Source organism: Nocardioides sp. Root140, assembly GCF_001426745.1.
In the GTDB taxonomy this organism is placed as follows: domain Bacteria; phylum Actinomycetota; class Actinomycetes; order Propionibacteriales; family Nocardioidaceae; genus Nocardioides.
In genome coordinates this window covers 33381-48453 of the sequence record NZ_LMFI01000003.1, presented here as the reverse complement: position 1 = coordinate 48453, position 15073 = coordinate 33381, and the positions used below count along the sequence as shown (strand labels likewise).

Here is a 15073-nt window from a genome sequence, read left to right as displayed (position 1 = left end):
CAGGTGTGGAAGTAGTCATGCACATCGCGCGGATCGTGTCGGGCGGACAAACCGGTGCCGACCGGGCTGCGCTCGACGCCGCACTCCACGCCGGCATCCCGTACGGCGGGTGGTGCCCGGCCGGTGGCCTGGCCGAGGACCACCCGGCGCCACCGGGCCTGCTGGCCGACTATCCCGCCCTGCGCGAAGCCCCGAGCGGCGACCCCGCGGTCCGGACGCGGCTGAACGTCCGCGGCAGCGACGCCACCCTGGTCGTGCGCGAAGCCGTGCGCTCCCCCGGCACCGACCTGACGCTCGCCCTCGCTGAAGAGCTCGGCCGGCCCTGCCTGGTCACGGCCGGAGACACCGACGCCGTCACCGCCTGGCTCGAGGGTCTCGCCCTCGGGCTGACCCTCAACGTCGCCGGTCCACGCGAGAGCGAACAGCCGGGGTCGTACGCCGCCACGCGTGCCCTGCTGGAGCAAGTCCTGGAGCGCAACGCCTGAGGCTCGGGTCCGTCATGTGGTCAAACCGGCACGCCGCTACTTGCCGGAAGAGACGACGAAACGTCGATCGCCAAAGGTTGCGGTGACCTCGATGTCTCCGCCGAGAGCCTCCACGTAGGCCTTGATCGTCGCGATTCCCGAGCGGTCCAGGGCACCAGACTCGAGCGCGGAGATCGTCGGCTGGGTGATCGCCATGCGCTCAGCCAGTTCCTTCTGTGTGACGCCCTGTTCCTCACGAATCTCTCGGAGCCGGTAGGCGCGCTCTTCCGCTGCCATGCGAGCGACATGGTTTGCCACAGCATCGTCGTGGACCGGTCGCTTGGCGCGCGCCTCGCGCCAGCTGGTCGTCTTCGGCTTGCTCACGTCACTCCTCCTCACTGTCGAGCCATTCGTCGAATCTGTCGTCCGCAATCGGGATGTTGGTGTCGTACCACTGCCCCCACTGGCCAGCCTTGTCTCCCGCAACCAGCAGGATCGCCCGACGGTTCGGGTCGAAGGCGAACAAGATCCGAATCGCGCTGCGCCCAGCAGATCCTGGCCTCAGCTCTTTCATGTTGTGGTGTCTGGAGCCCTTGACCCGGTCGGCCGTCGGCCTGCCGAGCGTCGGACCTGCCGCCTCCAGTCGGGTGATCGCCGCAGCGACCAGGACATAGCTCTCATCGTCCAGTCCGAGAAGCCACGACTCGACCTCATTCCGGAGACGAACCTCCCAGAACATGGTCATGATAGTTTCCAATCGATATAGATGCAAGGCTATGTTGAGCAACCATCGACTCGGGCGGCCCCAATGCCTGCCGCTGATCTCCACCCGTCCGCCAGCTCGTCGGGCCTCGACTCCGGCGTGACCGCATCATTGCCGTCACCACCGACAGCCACAGGGCTTGGCTGACCGACGCACCGGCGGAGCCACTCACCGGGCCGCGGAACCAGATGGCCCATGACGCCGTGGTGGACGAGCCCAATTCCGATGATCTTCGGTGAAGCGACGGCTCCACGCGACGAGTGCCTGCCACGCTCTGACCATGAGCCTGGATCCTGTGGTCAGCAATCCCGAGAGCTACAAGGTCGTCTTCGAGAACGACCGGGTTCGTGTCCTGGACTACACCGACGCACCAGGACACCGCACGACTCCGCACCAACATCCCGACAGCGTCATGTACACGCTGTCCTCGTTCAGGCGGCGCCTCTCCTCAGGTGATTCTCACCGCGACGTGGAAATGCAGGCTGGCAGCGTTGGCTGGCTCCCGGCCCAGGAGCACCACGGCGAGAACACCGGCGACACACCGACGCATGTCATCTTCGTGGAACTGAAGGAGCAAGCCACGCCCGTCGACCCCGGAGTTCTCGGCCCCTCGTCCGGCTAGCCGCTGCTGCCACGACTCGCGGCTCCTTGGCACAGCCGTCAGTCGACGGCTGCGACCAGCCCGTGCTGGAGCGCGTAGAGGCTCGCACCCACCCGGTTCGTGGCGCCGATCTTGGCGTAGGTGCGCTCGACGTGGTTGCGGACCGTCTTCTCACTGAGCACCAGGCGACTCGCGATGTCGCGGTTGGCAAGGCCACGGGCGACCAGTCCGAGAATCTCGGTCTCGCGCGGAGTGAGGGCGTCGTCGCGGCGTACCTTCCTCGACGCGTGCCCGGCCACGGCCAGGACCGCCTCGACGCTCTCGGCCTCGAGAACGCCGCGCGTCGCCCGTTCCTTCAGCCGCGTCGCCGCCGCCTCAGGGCCGAGGGTCTCGCGGTAGGGCCGGGGCTCCAGCGCTGACTGGTAGGCGACCGCGGCGGCCAACAGCCGTTCCGGCCGGCCGAGGGCCGCACCGGTCAGACCGAGCGGGTAGCCGGACCCGTCGAGGTGCTCGTGGTGCGCGCGAGCGATCGCGGCCACCTGCCCGAGGCCGGGGATGCGGGTCAGCACCCGGTCGGTGAGGTAGGGATGCATGCGCACCCGCTCCCACTCGGCACCGGTCAGATCCCCCGCCTTCGACCAGACCTGGTTCGAGACGCCGATCCGGCCGACGTCGTGGAGGTGCCCGGCCCGGCGTACGGCGTTGGTGTCGTCGACGGAGAGTCCGAGCTGTACGGCGGCCGCCTCGGCGAGCGCGGCGACGTTGCGGGAGTGGCCGAGCGTGAACGGGCACTTGAGGTCGACGAAGTCTCCGATGGCGGTCAGCAGGTCGTCGAGGCGGGCCGCGTCCAGCGGCGTCTCGGAGTCGGGTGCGATCGAGAGCGCCCGGTTCCAGGGGTCGTCGCCGGACGCCGGGAAGAGCGCCTCGGGATCCGCGGTGAACGCGTCGACGACGGTCGGGTCGAGGTGACCTCCTCGGCGGCTCCTGGCCATCGCGACCGCACCCTGGACGCCGTACATGCGTTGGTGCACCTCGGCCACGTCGGCCAGCTGGGCAACCCGCATCTCGATCGGGATGGCATCGCCGGACACACCGGCCGGAAGCCCGCCGCCGTCGTACCGCTCGAAGGTGTGGGCGAGTGTCGCCTCGACGTCCGGGCCGAGCCCGAGGTGTCGGGCCAGGACTGCCGCGGAGGCGCAGTGCGAGTGGATCATGGTGGCCAGCTGGCCGCGGGCGTCGCGCATCAGCGTGGCCATCACGCGCACCCGCTGGCTCAGCGGCTCACCGCGCGCGATGTTGCCCACCAGGAACCGCAGGTAGGGCAGGCCGGACCAGTCGACGAGGTAGGCGTCGCGGCGGACCGAGATGTCGTCACCGAACCAGCGCGCGTACTCCTGCGAGTCCGCGTGACAGCCGATCCACATCAGCAGCGTCGTGTAGTAGACGCCTGCCTTCTGCTCGCGGCTGAGGCCGAGGCGATCCGCCAGCCCGCACGCGATGATCGACGAGCGCAGCATGTGCTCGGCCGGCTGCCCCAGGCCGAGGTCGATCGCCACCGACAGGCCGGCGAGCACCTCGACCCGGCGGGGCAACGGCGCCGATGCGGTCATTGACCCATTCTGGCGCCCGCAGCGCTTGCCCCGCTGTCGATCTGCTCGATCGGTGGTGTGAACCGTGCCCGCCCGACGAAGAAGACGCCGCGCTGCGGCAGCCAGAAGTCACCCAGACGGGTCTGCTCGTCGAGCGGCGCCGGTGCGCCGAGGTCCTCGCCGCGGTACGACGCAGCACTGTCGACCACACGCCAGATCTTCAACGGCGCGGCCTTGAAGTGGGGCCCGTTGGGCGTCGCTCCGCGGAGTCGGATCCGGCCGGTGTGCAGCATCGTGCGCGCCATCGGTCCCATCGCACCGAGCACGGTGTTGCTGTTCCAGCCCGCCTCGGGAAGCACCCCACCCATCCCCGTCATCATCCGGGTCGCCGAGGTCGGGCCCAGCTCGATCCGCCAGGTCAGGTCGTCACCGAGCGTCACCTCGAGCGTGTGGTCGTCGGACCAGGACACGTCGATGCCCGGCACGCGGGTCCCGGCCGCGACCGACCCGAAGTAGCGCGGACAGGTCAGCTCGGTCGGGCCGGTCGTGTGGATGGTCCAGCGTCCCCCCGGATCGCGGAACCAGATGGCCCTGTACGCCGGACCGACCGAGCTGGCCACCATGTCGCGCAAGGCGAGGTAGTGCCCGCTGGCGAACGGCATCCCCATGACGCCGTACCCGGTGAATCTCTCGTCGTCACCCTCGGGAAGTGAGGGGTCGGCCTGCAGCGCCTCAACGGCCTGCCGTGGTGTCGTGGTTGTCATGCATTCACTGTGGGCCGGCACGCCCTCGCACCGCGTGAGGCATCTGCCTCAACTGTCAGGCGCAGACCCGTCACTCGCGGCGCCGGCACCCGCTCTGTCAGCGCGCGGCGGACTCCTCGATGGCGTCCAGCAGACTCTCGAAGGTCGTGTTCAGCATCCTGTCGATGACCGGGCCGGTCACTCGTCCGAGCGGACCGCCCCGGGGCACGTACCGGTAGTCGAACGTGGTCGCCGTCCCGCCTCCCTGAGGTTCGAGGGTGAGCCGCGACTCCGCCTGCTTGAACGGCACGAGGACCGAGGGCTGGTTCGCGGTGGCCATGGTCTGGCCCTCTTCCCAGACGGTGACGGTCTCGACCATCGAACCGACTGGCTTCAGGTCCACCTGGCGACGGGCACCCACTCCGCGGGTCTGCTCGCCGATTGCTCGGGAGGCCCTGATGCCGTCCCAGTGCTCCGCCAGGTTCGGGAAATCCGCGCACACGTCCCAGACCGTGTCGCTGGACGCGGCCACCTTGCGCCTCACGGTGAGCTGACGTTCGCCCATGATGCTGGCTCCCATTCGACCACCAACATTCTACGACTCTTCGGGGCCCCTGCTTCCGTCTCCGCTGCCGAAATCGGAGGGGTGAGCACGCGGCTAGTCGTGGAGAACGCGGAAGACGTACCTGCCGGAGCCGACCTCGAACCGGGCGTAGCCATCCTCCATTCCCACGAACGTCGCGCCCTTGGGGGCCTTGACCGAACGACGGTCGGGCGACGGCACGTAGATGTCGGCCGACGCACCGACCGGCACCTCGGCGCGGAGAGTGAAGTCGTCACGGTTCCGTCGCCAGGACGAGCCCACCCGGCCGAGCGGGGACGACACATGGGCAGACGCGTTCTTGAGGTCTCCCACCGGGTAGGGCTTGATCCGCACTGCGGAATAGCCCGGAGCGGCCGGCTCGATCCCGGCCACCCGCTGGTAGAGCCAGTCGTCCACGGTGCCCAGGAACGCATGCTGGTGCGAGCGCGACGACTCCTGCCACTCCTCCCACATCGTGGTGGCCCCGAGCTCCTCGAACCAGTAGCCCCAGCCCGGGTACGTCGGGTTGGTGGCGACGTCGTACGCCAACTCGCCGTACCCGAGATCGGTCAACACCGGAAGGATGATCTTCGTGCCGAGCGCGCCGGTGTTGAGGTGGACGCCGCGGTCCTTGATGTCCTTGACCAGGTTGGCGATCACGGTCTTGCGGTGCTCCTGCGGGACGATCCCGAGACTCAACGGGAACAGGTTCGACGTCTGCCGGTAGCCGGCGGCCGGGTCGTCGTAGTACGCCCCCTCGGACTCGTCGTAGAACGTCGCGTTCATCGCGTCGGCCAGTGAGGACGCGAAGTCGGTGAAGTGCTCGGCATCCGCGTCGTGCCCGAGTGCCGTGGCCATCTTGGCCATCGCTGTCGCGGTCATGTGGAGGTAGGCGGTGCCGGTGAGTCGGGTCCCCTCGGGCGGGTTGGCAGCGCCAGGCGCCAGCCAGTCGCCGTAGCTGAACCCGGTGTAGATCCCGTTCGTCTTCGCCACGTCACGTTCGAAGTGGTCGAGCCACGCCTTCATGCTGTCGTAGTTGTCTGCGATCGCGCGGGTGTCGCCGTAGTACCAGTAGAGGTCCCAGTTGACGAGGACGTAGCTGGCCGACCAGACCGGGTCCACGACCTGCTTGCCGCCAACGGTGCCCGGGACGGTGTGGCCGAGCGTCCCCTCGGGGGTCAGGTCGTCGCGGTGGGCCCGCATCCAGTTCGCGTAGAACTCCTGGACGTCGAAGTTCGCGATCGCCGAGTCCGAGATCAGCTGTCCGTCCGCGGTGTAGGGGCGCTTCTCATACATCGGGGTGTCGGTCGGCACCGAGTGCAGGTTGTTGAGGATCGTGTTCGCCTGTGCCGCGTGGTAGCGGTTGAGCAGCCCGCTGGAGCTGTGGAAGTCCCCGGTGGTGGGCACCGCGGAGTGAACCCGCTCCCCCGCAATCGACTCCACCTCGACGCCGGCAGGCACCTCGACCTGCAGGTAGCGGAACCCGGCATAGCTGTAGCTCGGACGATAGGTCTCGACGCCCTCCCCGTTGAGGATGTAGGTGTAGGCCTGCATCGCCATGCCGAAGGCCCCGGAGTTGTCGACCGTGCCGTCGGCGCGGAGCTTCTCGCCGTAGGTGATCTTGACCTCCGCTCCGGCCGGCCCGCTCACCGCGACCTTCGCCCAGCCCGCGGTCGGGCTCGTGAAGTCGTAGACGTGGATGCCACTCCCCGGGTTGGTGACCGTGCCGACCTGCAGTGGCTCGGTGACCTTGATCGGCGGGAACATCTGGGCCGTCAAGGTGCCTTCGGGAGCCGAGACCGAGCGTGCGGCCCGCCAGCTCGCGTCGTCGTACCCGGGCCCGGTCCAGCCCGGCAGCTCCAGCCTCGCGTCGTACGTCTCGCCGAACCACAGCGACTCCGTGCGCGTGGGGCCGTCGGCCAGCTTCCAGCTGTCGTCGCTCACCACCCGGGTCGAGGTGCCGTCCTCGTAGGTGATGTCGAGCTGGAGCTTCAGCTTGGGCTCGCCGTGCCAGGGCGAGGTCATCCACTCGTCGGGTCGGGTCATCGCGTAGTACCCGCGGCCCAGGCTCACGCCGACGGCGTTGTCACCCGACCGCAGCGCATCGGTGACGTCGTACGTCGCGTAGAGGACGGTCTTGTCGTAGACGGTGAAGCCCGGGTCCAGCTCGTGGTCGCCGATCCGCTGCCCGTTGACGAAGAGCTTGTAGTAGCCGAGACCGGAGACGTAGGCCCGTGCAGACGCGATGGGCTTGTCCGTCGCGAACTCGCGCCGCAGCAAGGGTTCCGGCGGAGTCGCCACGGTGACGGAGCTGCCCCAGGGACCGGACCCGTAGGCCGCCCCGACCAGTGCGTGGGGCCAGGCGGAGTCGTCGAAGTCGGGCTGCTGCCAGCCGTCCACCGCGGTCTCGCTGCTGACCCAGGTGTCGTCGGTGACGATCCGCAACGGGTCGCCGGCGCCCCCGACCGTCACCTTGAGCGAAGCGAGCAGGCCGGCAGGCCCCGGCTGGGCGTTGACCGCCTCGATCGCGATCACGTTGCGGCCGGGCTGCAGGTGGGCCGCGATGTCGACGATCGTGGCCGTGCGCCACGCGTCCTGCACCCGCGGCGACCTGACGATCTCTGCGCCGTTGACGTAGAGCGTGAAGGAGTCATCAGCAGTCAGCTGCATCTCCGCCGTGTCGATCGCCTGGCCGGCAGGAACTTCGAACGAGGTGCGGAAGAAGCGGTTGCCGACGGGCGCAGAGTCGGCCGGGTTGCCCGCGGGGAACCAGATCCAGCTGGCACCCTCGAACGAGGGCTTGGGCAGTTCGTCCTGGGCACCGATCCAGTCGCCCTCGAACTCCTCCGGGTCGAGGAAGGCGGTCTCGAACCGGGCCGGCGCGCTCCACGGCGATGCCTTGCCCCCGGCGTCCCAGACCCGCACCTGCCAGGAGTAGCGGGTGCGCGACTCGAGGGCGGGGCCGTCGTACACGACGTCGACGGAGCGCGACGACGTCACCTTGCCGCTGTCCCAGATCTGCTCCGGCCGACCGCTCCTCGTGGAGACCACGATCTCGTACGCCGACTGCTCGGCTCCGTTGCCCGAGGCGCTCAACTCCCACCCGAACCGAGGGTGTGCCGCGTCGATCCCGAGCGGGGTGGCCTGGTGCTCCACCTCGAGAGTGCCCACCCGCAGACCGTTGCCCGGCGCCGTCGCTCGTGCACGCTCGACGACCGGAGTGGTCCCGTTCGCGAATGCGGGCGGCAGGCTGACCATGGCCAGCGCAAGGGCGGTGAGCAGGGCCAGCGGCACACGTGAGGCGCGCTGCGTCAAGGACAAGGGCATCGTCGGACTCCCAGTGATGAAGCGATTCGGCATGGACACATCGAGTCAGCTCACCCGGCCGGCAGCACCCGGATCGCCTGCACCGCGAGGTCTCCGGTGCCGGAGAGTGGGTCGAGCCGAAGCTGCCGCAGTCCGGCCGCCTGTGCCGGGATCGGCACGCGGTAGGTGCCCGTCCCGGCCACCGTGTCGAACCGCCCGCTCCGGGACTCGGCGAAGCCGCCGTCGGTCGTCGCCCAGAACAACTGGCCCTGACCGGAGACCGACGAGTCCATGGTGATCTCGACGACGGCGCCGCCGGCGAGGTCGACATCGACGTTCGGCCCGACGACGTACGGATCGCCGCCGGTGGCCGAGAAGCCCAGCACCCCGTCGGAGACCGTCAGCTCGCTCACCTGGTTGCCTGCCGACCACCCTTCCGTGTCACCGGGAGTGTCGAACTCCCATGACGCGAAGGCGTTCGACACCCGCACGGTGACGGTGCGGCTGACCGGCTCTCCGCCGTCCGTGGAGAAGCTGACCGTGACCTCGTAGGAGCCCTCTGCGGTGCCCGCCGGCACCGACACGTCGAGCGGCACCTCGTGCGACACCCGCCGCCCGTCGGAGTCCAGGGAGACCGGCGCGCTGGCCGGCTCGACCGTCCAGCCGTCCGGTGCCTGCGTGGTCAGCGTTCCGGCCAGCGTGTCGGGCGCGACCCCGTCGATCCGGGCCTGCACGGTGGCGGTCCCTCCGGGCAGCACGGTGGTCCGGGCCGGGTCGACGGAGAGCTCGTACGACGTGACCTCAGCGCCCTCCTGCAGATCGAGGGAGACGACCCGCACCGGCTGCAGCTTCACCGGCCCGAGCAGCCCGGAGGCACGAGGACTGTGCTCTAGCTGGTTCGTCCTGGTGTTGGTGACCGTGACCTCGATGGTGTTGCTGCCCGGGTGCAACCGGTCGGTGACATCGACCACGTAGGGCCGCGCGTCCAGCGGTGTGGGGGCGTCCCCGTTGACCGAGACCGCCGCCAGCTCACGGACGTCGCCGAGGTCCAGCCGGATCCGGCGCCCGTCGGCGAGGAAGTCCGCCGGCACCTCGACCTCGCGGGTGTGGACGCCCGAGCCGGAGAAGTCTGGGTCGAGGTCGGTCCAGCTGCGCAGCGGTCGGGTCACCGTGCTCGCGCCGTCGGCGTCGAACCGGAAGTCCCAGTCGCCGCCGAGGGCGATCGGCTCCATCGGGTCGGTCACCTCTGTCTGCGCGGCGTACTGCCGGTCTCCGAGACTGCCCACGGCGTAGACGGTGCCCGGCTCCTCGACGACCAGTGTGGTCCGGAGGTCATCGGTCACCTCCGTCACCTCGGCCGCGTTGGTGGCGGTGAGATGCGGTGTCCTTCCCGGTGCGTGGGCACCGGGGCGGAACGTCACCCAGACCGCCTCGTAGGGGTCCAGGTCCAGGTCGACCGCCGTCGAGTCGTCGCTCTTGCTGTAGACCGGTGCGACCCGGCGGTCGCCGGTGTCGAGGTTCCACAGCTCCGGCACGCCTGCCACGTCGAAGTCGGCCGTGGTGCGCACCGACTTGTCGCTCAGGTTGACGACCAGGAACGCGTCGTCTCCCCCGCGGCGTACGTGCCGCACCCGCACCGCCGACGTCTCCGGGGCCAGGGTGACGCCCGGCGTGACCCGCTCCCTCACCACGTCGGCGAGCTCGCTGCGATCGGGCAGGAACACGGCGCGGCCGCCACTCCCGTGGTCCTTCTGCGACCTCTGGGCGTGCAGCGGATCGGTGCCGAACAACGCCTCCAGCCGGGTGCGGAGCTGGGCGTCACGACCGTCGGCCTCCTTGCTCGGCAGCCCGTCGACCGCGACCACAGTGCCGCCGCTGTGCACCATCTGCTCGATGGTGTCCAGCGCTTCCAGGGAGAGTACGTCGGCCCGCGGCATCACCAGGGTCTGCCAACGCTGGTCGCGGAGCACCAAATCACCCTTGCTCACCTCGAGGTCGACCCCGAGGTCCTCGTCGCCGGCCAGGGCGAGCTCGTCGAGATAGTCGAAGTCGAGCTGTCCCTGCAGCAGCGCGTTGGAGGTCCCCGTCCAGGACGCGTCGACCGGTCCGAGCGCGGAGCCGTTGCCGGCGAAGCCACGCACGTCCCACGGCGTTCCGGTCGCCATCACCGACGAGCTCGGGTAGAGCACGCCGACCGGGTTCACCGGTGTCGCGCCGCGCGCCGGCTCGGTCAGCCGACCGACATAGTCGGCGTACTGGTGGAACCGCGGCCAGAAGGTGTTCTGGAAGAACTCGCTCGGCTGCGACTCGAAGGCCCGCTTGCCGTCGGTCGAGTAGTAGAACGCGTGGTTGTCGATCAGGTCCACGCCGCCGGACGCCTCCCAGGCAACGGTGCGCCGCATCTCCTCCATCGTCAGGTCCCATCCGAACGCACCGAACGTCTCAGCGAGGTTGCGTTCGCGACCGAACAGGTGCGCCACCGACGAGTTGAGCTTGGGCGTGATCGCCGACGGGTTGAGACCACCGATCAGGTCCATGCCGGGAAGCTGGTACTCACGCTGCATCTCGAACCAGCTGCCGCCCTGGATCAGCCGGTGGCTGCCGAGGTCCTCCTCGACGAGCGGGTTGGAGATCAACGCGATGCCGTGGTCGTCGGCCCAGCGGGCGAGCGGGACGGTGTGCGCCTCGTTGTACCTGTCGGACAGGGCGTCCTGATAGGCGACTCGCACCTTCGTGGTGTCGGATCCGGTGTCGTACCAGAGCGCGGCCAGGTCGCGGGTGAGGTCATGGCCGGCGTTGTGCGTCAGGTAGTCACGGAAGCCTGGGGTCCAGGCGACCGAGCCGCGCGAGTCCGCGCCGCCACGGCCGTCGGGGAAGTTGTTGTAGAAGCCGGGCTCGTCGTTGAAGATGCCCGGGATCGTGTCGCCGAACTGGTCACCGACGCGGGCGGCGTACGACTCGTGGGTGATGTCGATGAACTTCTCGGTCACCTTCGGGTTGAGCATGTCGACGTACGGCTCGTCGGGCTCGAGGTCGGGGTGATAGTTCAGCAACGGGCGCTGCACGAGCTGCACCACGCACCAGCCGTCGCCGGCGGGGGCGGTCCACGAGAGGCGGCCGTCCTGCGGCTCGAGCTCGCGCGCCGAGGAGCCGTCGAGCTCGACCCCTCGGGCTTCCCCGTTGGTGACACAGGTTCCACTGGCGGCCTTGCGGTAGGCCACTGCGGCGACCAGCTCGTCGTCGACCGGGCCCTCGCGGTCCTTCGCCGCCACCGGCTGGTCGTACGTCGTGCCGCCGGGCACGTCGGCAGCGATCGGGGTCAGGTACCACGGCACGTAGGTCGGATTCGCCTCGATCGTGCGGCCGTCGACCTCACCGCCGCGGACGGTGCGCCCGCCGGCGAAGCCGCTCGGCCAGTTGAGGTCGTCGTACAGCCAGGCCTTCATGCCACGGTCGGCGGCCTGCTCCACGACGTGCTCGACCTTGTCGAAGTAGTCGGTGGACAGGTAGTAGTCGTTCTCCGTCACACCGAACTCGCCACCCAGGCCCTGCCGCGGGTGGATGAAGAACTCCTCGACGCCGTTGGCCTGCATCTCGTCGAGCTGCCGGTCGAGCTCGGCCTCGGTGAGCTCGCCGTTCCAGAACCAGAAGGCGTGCGGCCGGCTGGTGGACGGCGGCTCGGCGAACGCCGCAGGATCGAGGCGTCCGGTGGTGTCGTCCCAGTCGGGACCCTCACTGCCGGAGTCCTCGGCCTGCGCCGCTCCGAACAGACCGACGAGCAACGCCGCCGTGGCCAGTCCCACCAGGTTCTTCCGCATCATCGGGCGTCCCCCTCGCTGAACTGGTAGGTGCCGGAACCGACCTCGATCCGCACGACGTCGCCGTCGCGCTCGACCGACGTGACGCCCGGGGCCTTGGCCGCCGGGGTGTCCCCCACCAGGACCGGGTCGTCGGCCGGGATCTCGATGGTGGCCGTCGTGTTGACCGGAACCGTGACGTCGAGCGACAGGTCGCCGTCGTCCAGGCGCCAGGCCGAGGTGATGGTGCCGTAGCCGCTGTCGAAGGACCCCTCCGCGTGGGTGAGTCCGCCGCCGGGAATCGGCGCCACGGTGAAGTGCTTGTAGCCGGGGTGCTCGGGGTCCGGCTGGATGCCGGCGACGTTGCGGTACATCCAGTTGCCGACCGCGCCGTAGGAGTAGTGGTTGAACGAGTTCATGTTGACGTCGCCGAAGCTGCCGTCGGGCTCGATGGAGTTCCACCGCTCCCAGATCGTGGTCGCACCCTTCTCGACCTCGTATCCCCACGACGGATAGCTGCGCTGGTTGAGCAGCCGGTAGGCGACGTCGGTGTGGCCGGTCTCGGTGAGCACGGGCAACAGGTCGGGGGTGCCAAGGAACCCGGTGGCCAGGTGCCAGTCGTGCCGCTCGAGGTTGGCCACCAGGTGGTCGGCCGTCTCGTCGACGAGGTCGTCGGGGATCAGCCCGAAGGACAGCGCGATCACGTAGCCGGCCTGCGCGTCGCCGGGCAGGCTTCCGTCGGCGGCGACGTACTTCTTCACGAACGCCTGCTTCACCGCGTCGGCGAGGTCGGCGTACTTCTGGGCGTCCGCGGTCTTCCCGACCGCCTGCGCCATCTGCGACATCAGGCCGCTCACGTGGGCGAAGTACGCCGTGCCGATGAGGTCGCGTGGGGCGTTGTCGTCGAGGTTGAGCCAGTCGCCGTAGCCGGAGTCGGGTCGGATGTAGCCGGTGCTGTTGTTCGTGAGGTAGGTGATCCACGCGGCCATCGCGTCGTAGTTCTCGTCGATGACCTCTGTGTCGCCGTAGGTCTGCCAGACCGTGTAGGGCACGGTGATGCCGGCGTCTCCCCAGCCGGTGTTGCCGGCCCCGACGACGGGCACGAAGGGCGCCACGTCGGTGAACGCTCCGTCGCTGCGTTGGGCGTCGCGCAGGTCGCGCAGCCACTTGTCGCCGAGGAAGGTCGACACGTCCATGTTGAAGGCGGCGGTGGGTGCGAAGACGTTGATGTCGCCGGTCCAGCCCATCCGCTCGTCGCGCTGGGGGCAGTCGGTCGGGACACTGAGGAAGTTGCCGCGCTGCGACCAGGTGATGTTGCTCTGCAGCTGGTTGAGCATCGGGCTCGAGGTCTCGAGCGAGCCGGTCTCGGCGGCGTCGGTGTTGATCACCTGACCCACGACGTCGGAGGCCTCCGGGCGGCCCGGGTAGCCGGTGATCTCGACGTAGCGGAAGCCGTGGAAGGTGAACACCGGGTCGATCGTCTCGACGTCGTCCCCCTTGGCGATGTAGGTGTCGGTCGCCTTGGCCGAGCGCAGGTTCGCGGTGTAGAGCGTGCCGTCGGGGTTGATCTCCTCCCCGTAGCGGATGGTCAGCTCCTGGCCCGGCTCCGGGTTGCGCACCTGGATCCGTGCGGTGCCGACCATGTTCTGTCCGAGGTCGAAGACGTAGGTGTCGGGCTCGGGCTCGGTCATCTCCTGCGTCGGCAGCTCCTGCGTCACCCGCGCCGGCGGGTCGGCCTGGGCGACGAGCTCCGCGGTCACGCCGGTCTTCGGGATCACCGGCTTCCACGTGGAGTCGTCATAGCCAGACGTCGTCCAGCCGGGCGTGGCCTCGCGGGCGTCGATCGCCTCGCCGTCCTGCATGTCCGACTCGCGGATCTCACCGCGGGTGCTGCGCCATGAGTCGTCGGTCGTCACGGTCTCGGTGGTGCCGTCTGAGTGGGTGACCTCGAGCTGGGCGAGCAGACCCGGGAGCTGGCCATAGAGGTTCTGGCCATAGATCGCGATCTTGCCCGAGTACCAACCGGTCGAGAGCCGCGCACCCATGGCGTTGTCGCCGCCGCGGACCAGGTCGGTGACGTCGTAGGTCTGGTACTGCACGCGCTTGTTGTAGTCGGTCCACCCCGGGGCGAAGCGGTCCTTGCTGACCAGCTGACCGTTGAGGTGTACGTCGTGCACGCCGAGCGCCGTGACATAGAGGCGTGCGGATGTGATGTCGTCGCCGAGCTCGAACTCCTTGCGCAGCTGGGAGGTGCGCTCGTCGTCGGCCTCGGTCGTCGGGGTCCACCGGATGGTGCGGTCACCGGCGACCGGCTGGCCGTCGGCGTACGCCGTGCCGTGGGCGTACTTGTCGTCGCTGTGACTCCACCAGCCGACCTTGCCCTCGACGTCCGAGATCTCCAGGTAGTAGGTGCCCGGCTCGGCCGGCTCGTCGAGCTTCACCTCGCCCCACCCGTTGTCGGGGTGGTCGACGAGACGCTGCGTCGCGAGCACCTCGCCAGCGGGGCCGTCGGCGCGCAGCGTCACGGTGACGTCGGAGTCGGCCGTGTTCCAGGTGGGCATCCGGCCGGCCGCCGCGTCGAAGGTGCGGTCGGCGGTGAACGTCTGGCCGAGCGTCTTGCCGGCAAGCAGCTCCGCCGGATAGCTCTGCTCGGTGTTGGTGGTGGGCAGCCAGAACTTCGCGTCGTGGGCGATCCACTCGGCCGTCCAGTCGGACTTCTGCAGCAGCCCGGTCTCGAACCACGCCACGTTGCTGGGCGGCGCCGGCTGACCGGCGGCGTCCCACACCTGGACGCTCCAGAAGTAGCGGGTGCGCGAGGTGACGGCCGGGCCGTCGTACGCCACCTGCCGGGAGTCAGCGGACTTGACCTTGCCGCTGTCCCAGACGTCTGCCCGACCGGCCTTGAGCAACGACGGACTGGTCGCGACCAGCAGCCGGTAGGCGGTCTGTGCCTGGCCGTTCTCCTTGGCCTGCATCACCCAGCCGAACCGTGGCGTCGCGTCGTCGAAGCCGAGCGGGTTGTGGGTGCCGTTGACGGTCAGCTGCCCGACCCGCAGGTCGCTGCTGGGCGCGGTCGCAGAGGCGCTGGTCGCCGGTGCGACGACCAACGCCGAGTTGCCCAGGGCCAGGGCGAACGCGGTGGCGATGATGGCGATGATCCGAGACATGAGAGGTATCTCCAGGGTTGGGATGTCAGGCATGACAAGCGGGTGCGCTGGATCGTTTCA

At 69.2% G+C, this 15073-nt stretch carries 10 protein-coding genes; 2 read left to right on the top strand and 8 right to left on the bottom strand.

Annotated elements, in window-relative coordinates:
• The first annotated feature begins 17 nt into the window (after positions 1-17).
• Positions 18-485 (top strand): YpsA SLOG family protein, encoded by a 468-nt coding sequence (locus ASD30_RS08525; RefSeq protein ID WP_056680046.1) that lies wholly within the window; start codon positions 18-20, stop codon positions 483-485.
• Positions 486-521: 36 nt separating this feature from the next.
• Here the strand turns inward: ASD30_RS08525 and ASD30_RS08520 are convergent, their stop codons facing one another.
• Both ASD30_RS08520 and ASD30_RS08515 read right to left on the bottom strand, forming a co-directional pair.
• A complete protein-coding gene (locus ASD30_RS08520; protein ID WP_235530094.1) occupies positions 522-848 on the bottom strand; it encodes a helix-turn-helix domain-containing protein in 327 nt (108 codons plus the stop codon).
• A 1-nt stretch (position 849) separates the two neighbouring features.
• Positions 850-1209, bottom strand: a complete 360-nt coding sequence (locus ASD30_RS08515; protein WP_235532541.1) for a type II toxin-antitoxin system RelE/ParE family toxin — start codon at positions 1207-1209, stop codon at positions 850-852.
• Positions 1210-1507: 298 nt separating this feature from the next.
• On the opposite strand from ASD30_RS08515, the gene ASD30_RS08510 reads away from it, so the two are divergent.
• Positions 1508-1849, top strand: coding sequence for a cupin domain-containing protein (locus ASD30_RS08510; protein WP_056680043.1), 342 nt, complete (start codon positions 1508-1510; stop codon positions 1847-1849).
• A 38-nt stretch (positions 1850-1887) separates the two neighbouring features.
• Here the strand turns inward: ASD30_RS08510 and ASD30_RS08505 are convergent, their stop codons facing one another.
• The 6 genes from ASD30_RS08505 to ASD30_RS08480 all read right to left on the bottom strand — a co-directional run bounded on the left by ASD30_RS08505 (position 1888) and on the right by ASD30_RS08480 (position 15013).
• Positions 1888-3438: an HD domain-containing phosphohydrolase gene (locus ASD30_RS08505; RefSeq protein ID WP_056680040.1), complete on the bottom strand. Its 1551-nt coding sequence runs from the start codon at positions 3436-3438 to the stop codon at positions 1888-1890.
• The gene (locus ASD30_RS08500) at positions 3435-4181 is read right to left on the bottom strand and encodes a hypothetical protein (RefSeq protein WP_056680037.1); all 747 of its coding nucleotides are present in this window, start codon (positions 4179-4181) and stop codon (positions 3435-3437) included. The genes ASD30_RS08505 and ASD30_RS08500 overlap by 4 nt, the downstream gene beginning before the upstream one ends.
• A gap of 97 nt (positions 4182-4278) precedes the next feature.
• Positions 4279-4740 (bottom strand): type II toxin-antitoxin system RatA family toxin, encoded by a 462-nt coding sequence (locus tag ASD30_RS08495; protein ID WP_200951116.1) that lies wholly within the window; start codon positions 4738-4740, stop codon positions 4279-4281.
• Positions 4741-4818: 78 nt separating this feature from the next.
• Positions 4819-8070 carry a family 78 glycoside hydrolase catalytic domain gene (locus ASD30_RS08490; protein WP_056680033.1) on the bottom strand — a complete coding sequence of 1084 codons (3252 nt, stop codon included), beginning with the start codon at positions 8068-8070 and terminating at the stop codon, positions 4819-4821.
• 50 nt (positions 8071-8120) lie between these two features.
• On the bottom strand, positions 8121-11870 hold the full coding sequence (locus ASD30_RS08485) for a glycosyl hydrolase (protein ID WP_056680030.1): 3750 nt from the start codon (positions 11868-11870) through the stop codon (positions 8121-8123).
• On the bottom strand, positions 11867-15013 hold the full coding sequence (locus tag ASD30_RS08480; protein ID WP_056680027.1) for a glycoside hydrolase family 78 protein: 3147 nt from the start codon (positions 15011-15013) through the stop codon (positions 11867-11869). Before ASD30_RS08480 ends, ASD30_RS08485 begins: the two co-directional genes overlap by 4 nt.
• Positions 15014-15073 lie beyond the last annotated feature (60 nt).

Excerpts from the sequence above, each read along its gene's own strand:
- ASD30_RS08490 (WP_056680033.1), bottom strand. The coding sequence starts at position 8,070 with ATGCCCTTGTCCTTGACGCAGCGCGCCTCACGTGTGCCGCTGGCCCTG.
- ASD30_RS08495 (WP_200951116.1), bottom strand. The coding sequence starts at position 4,740 with ATGGGAGCCAGCATCATGGGCGAACGTCAGCTCACCGTGAGGCGCAAG.
- ASD30_RS08510 (WP_056680043.1), top strand. The coding sequence starts at position 1,508 with ATGAGCCTGGATCCTGTGGTCAGCAATCCCGAGAGCTACAAGGTCGTC.
- ASD30_RS08500 (WP_056680037.1), bottom strand. The coding sequence starts at position 4,181 with ATGACAACCACGACACCACGGCAGGCCGTTGAGGCGCTGCAGGCCGAC.
- ASD30_RS08480 (WP_056680027.1), bottom strand. The coding sequence starts at position 15,013 with ATGTCTCGGATCATCGCCATCATCGCCACCGCGTTCGCCCTGGCCCTG.
- ASD30_RS08515 (WP_235532541.1), bottom strand. The coding sequence starts at position 1,209 with ATGACCATGTTCTGGGAGGTTCGTCTCCGGAATGAGGTCGAGTCGTGG.
- ASD30_RS08525 (WP_056680046.1), top strand. The coding sequence starts at position 18 with ATGCACATCGCGCGGATCGTGTCGGGCGGACAAACCGGTGCCGACCGG.
- ASD30_RS08485 (WP_056680030.1), bottom strand. The coding sequence starts at position 11,870 with ATGATGCGGAAGAACCTGGTGGGACTGGCCACGGCGGCGTTGCTCGTC.
- ASD30_RS08505 (WP_056680040.1), bottom strand. The coding sequence starts at position 3,438 with ATGACCGCATCGGCGCCGTTGCCCCGCCGGGTCGAGGTGCTCGCCGGC.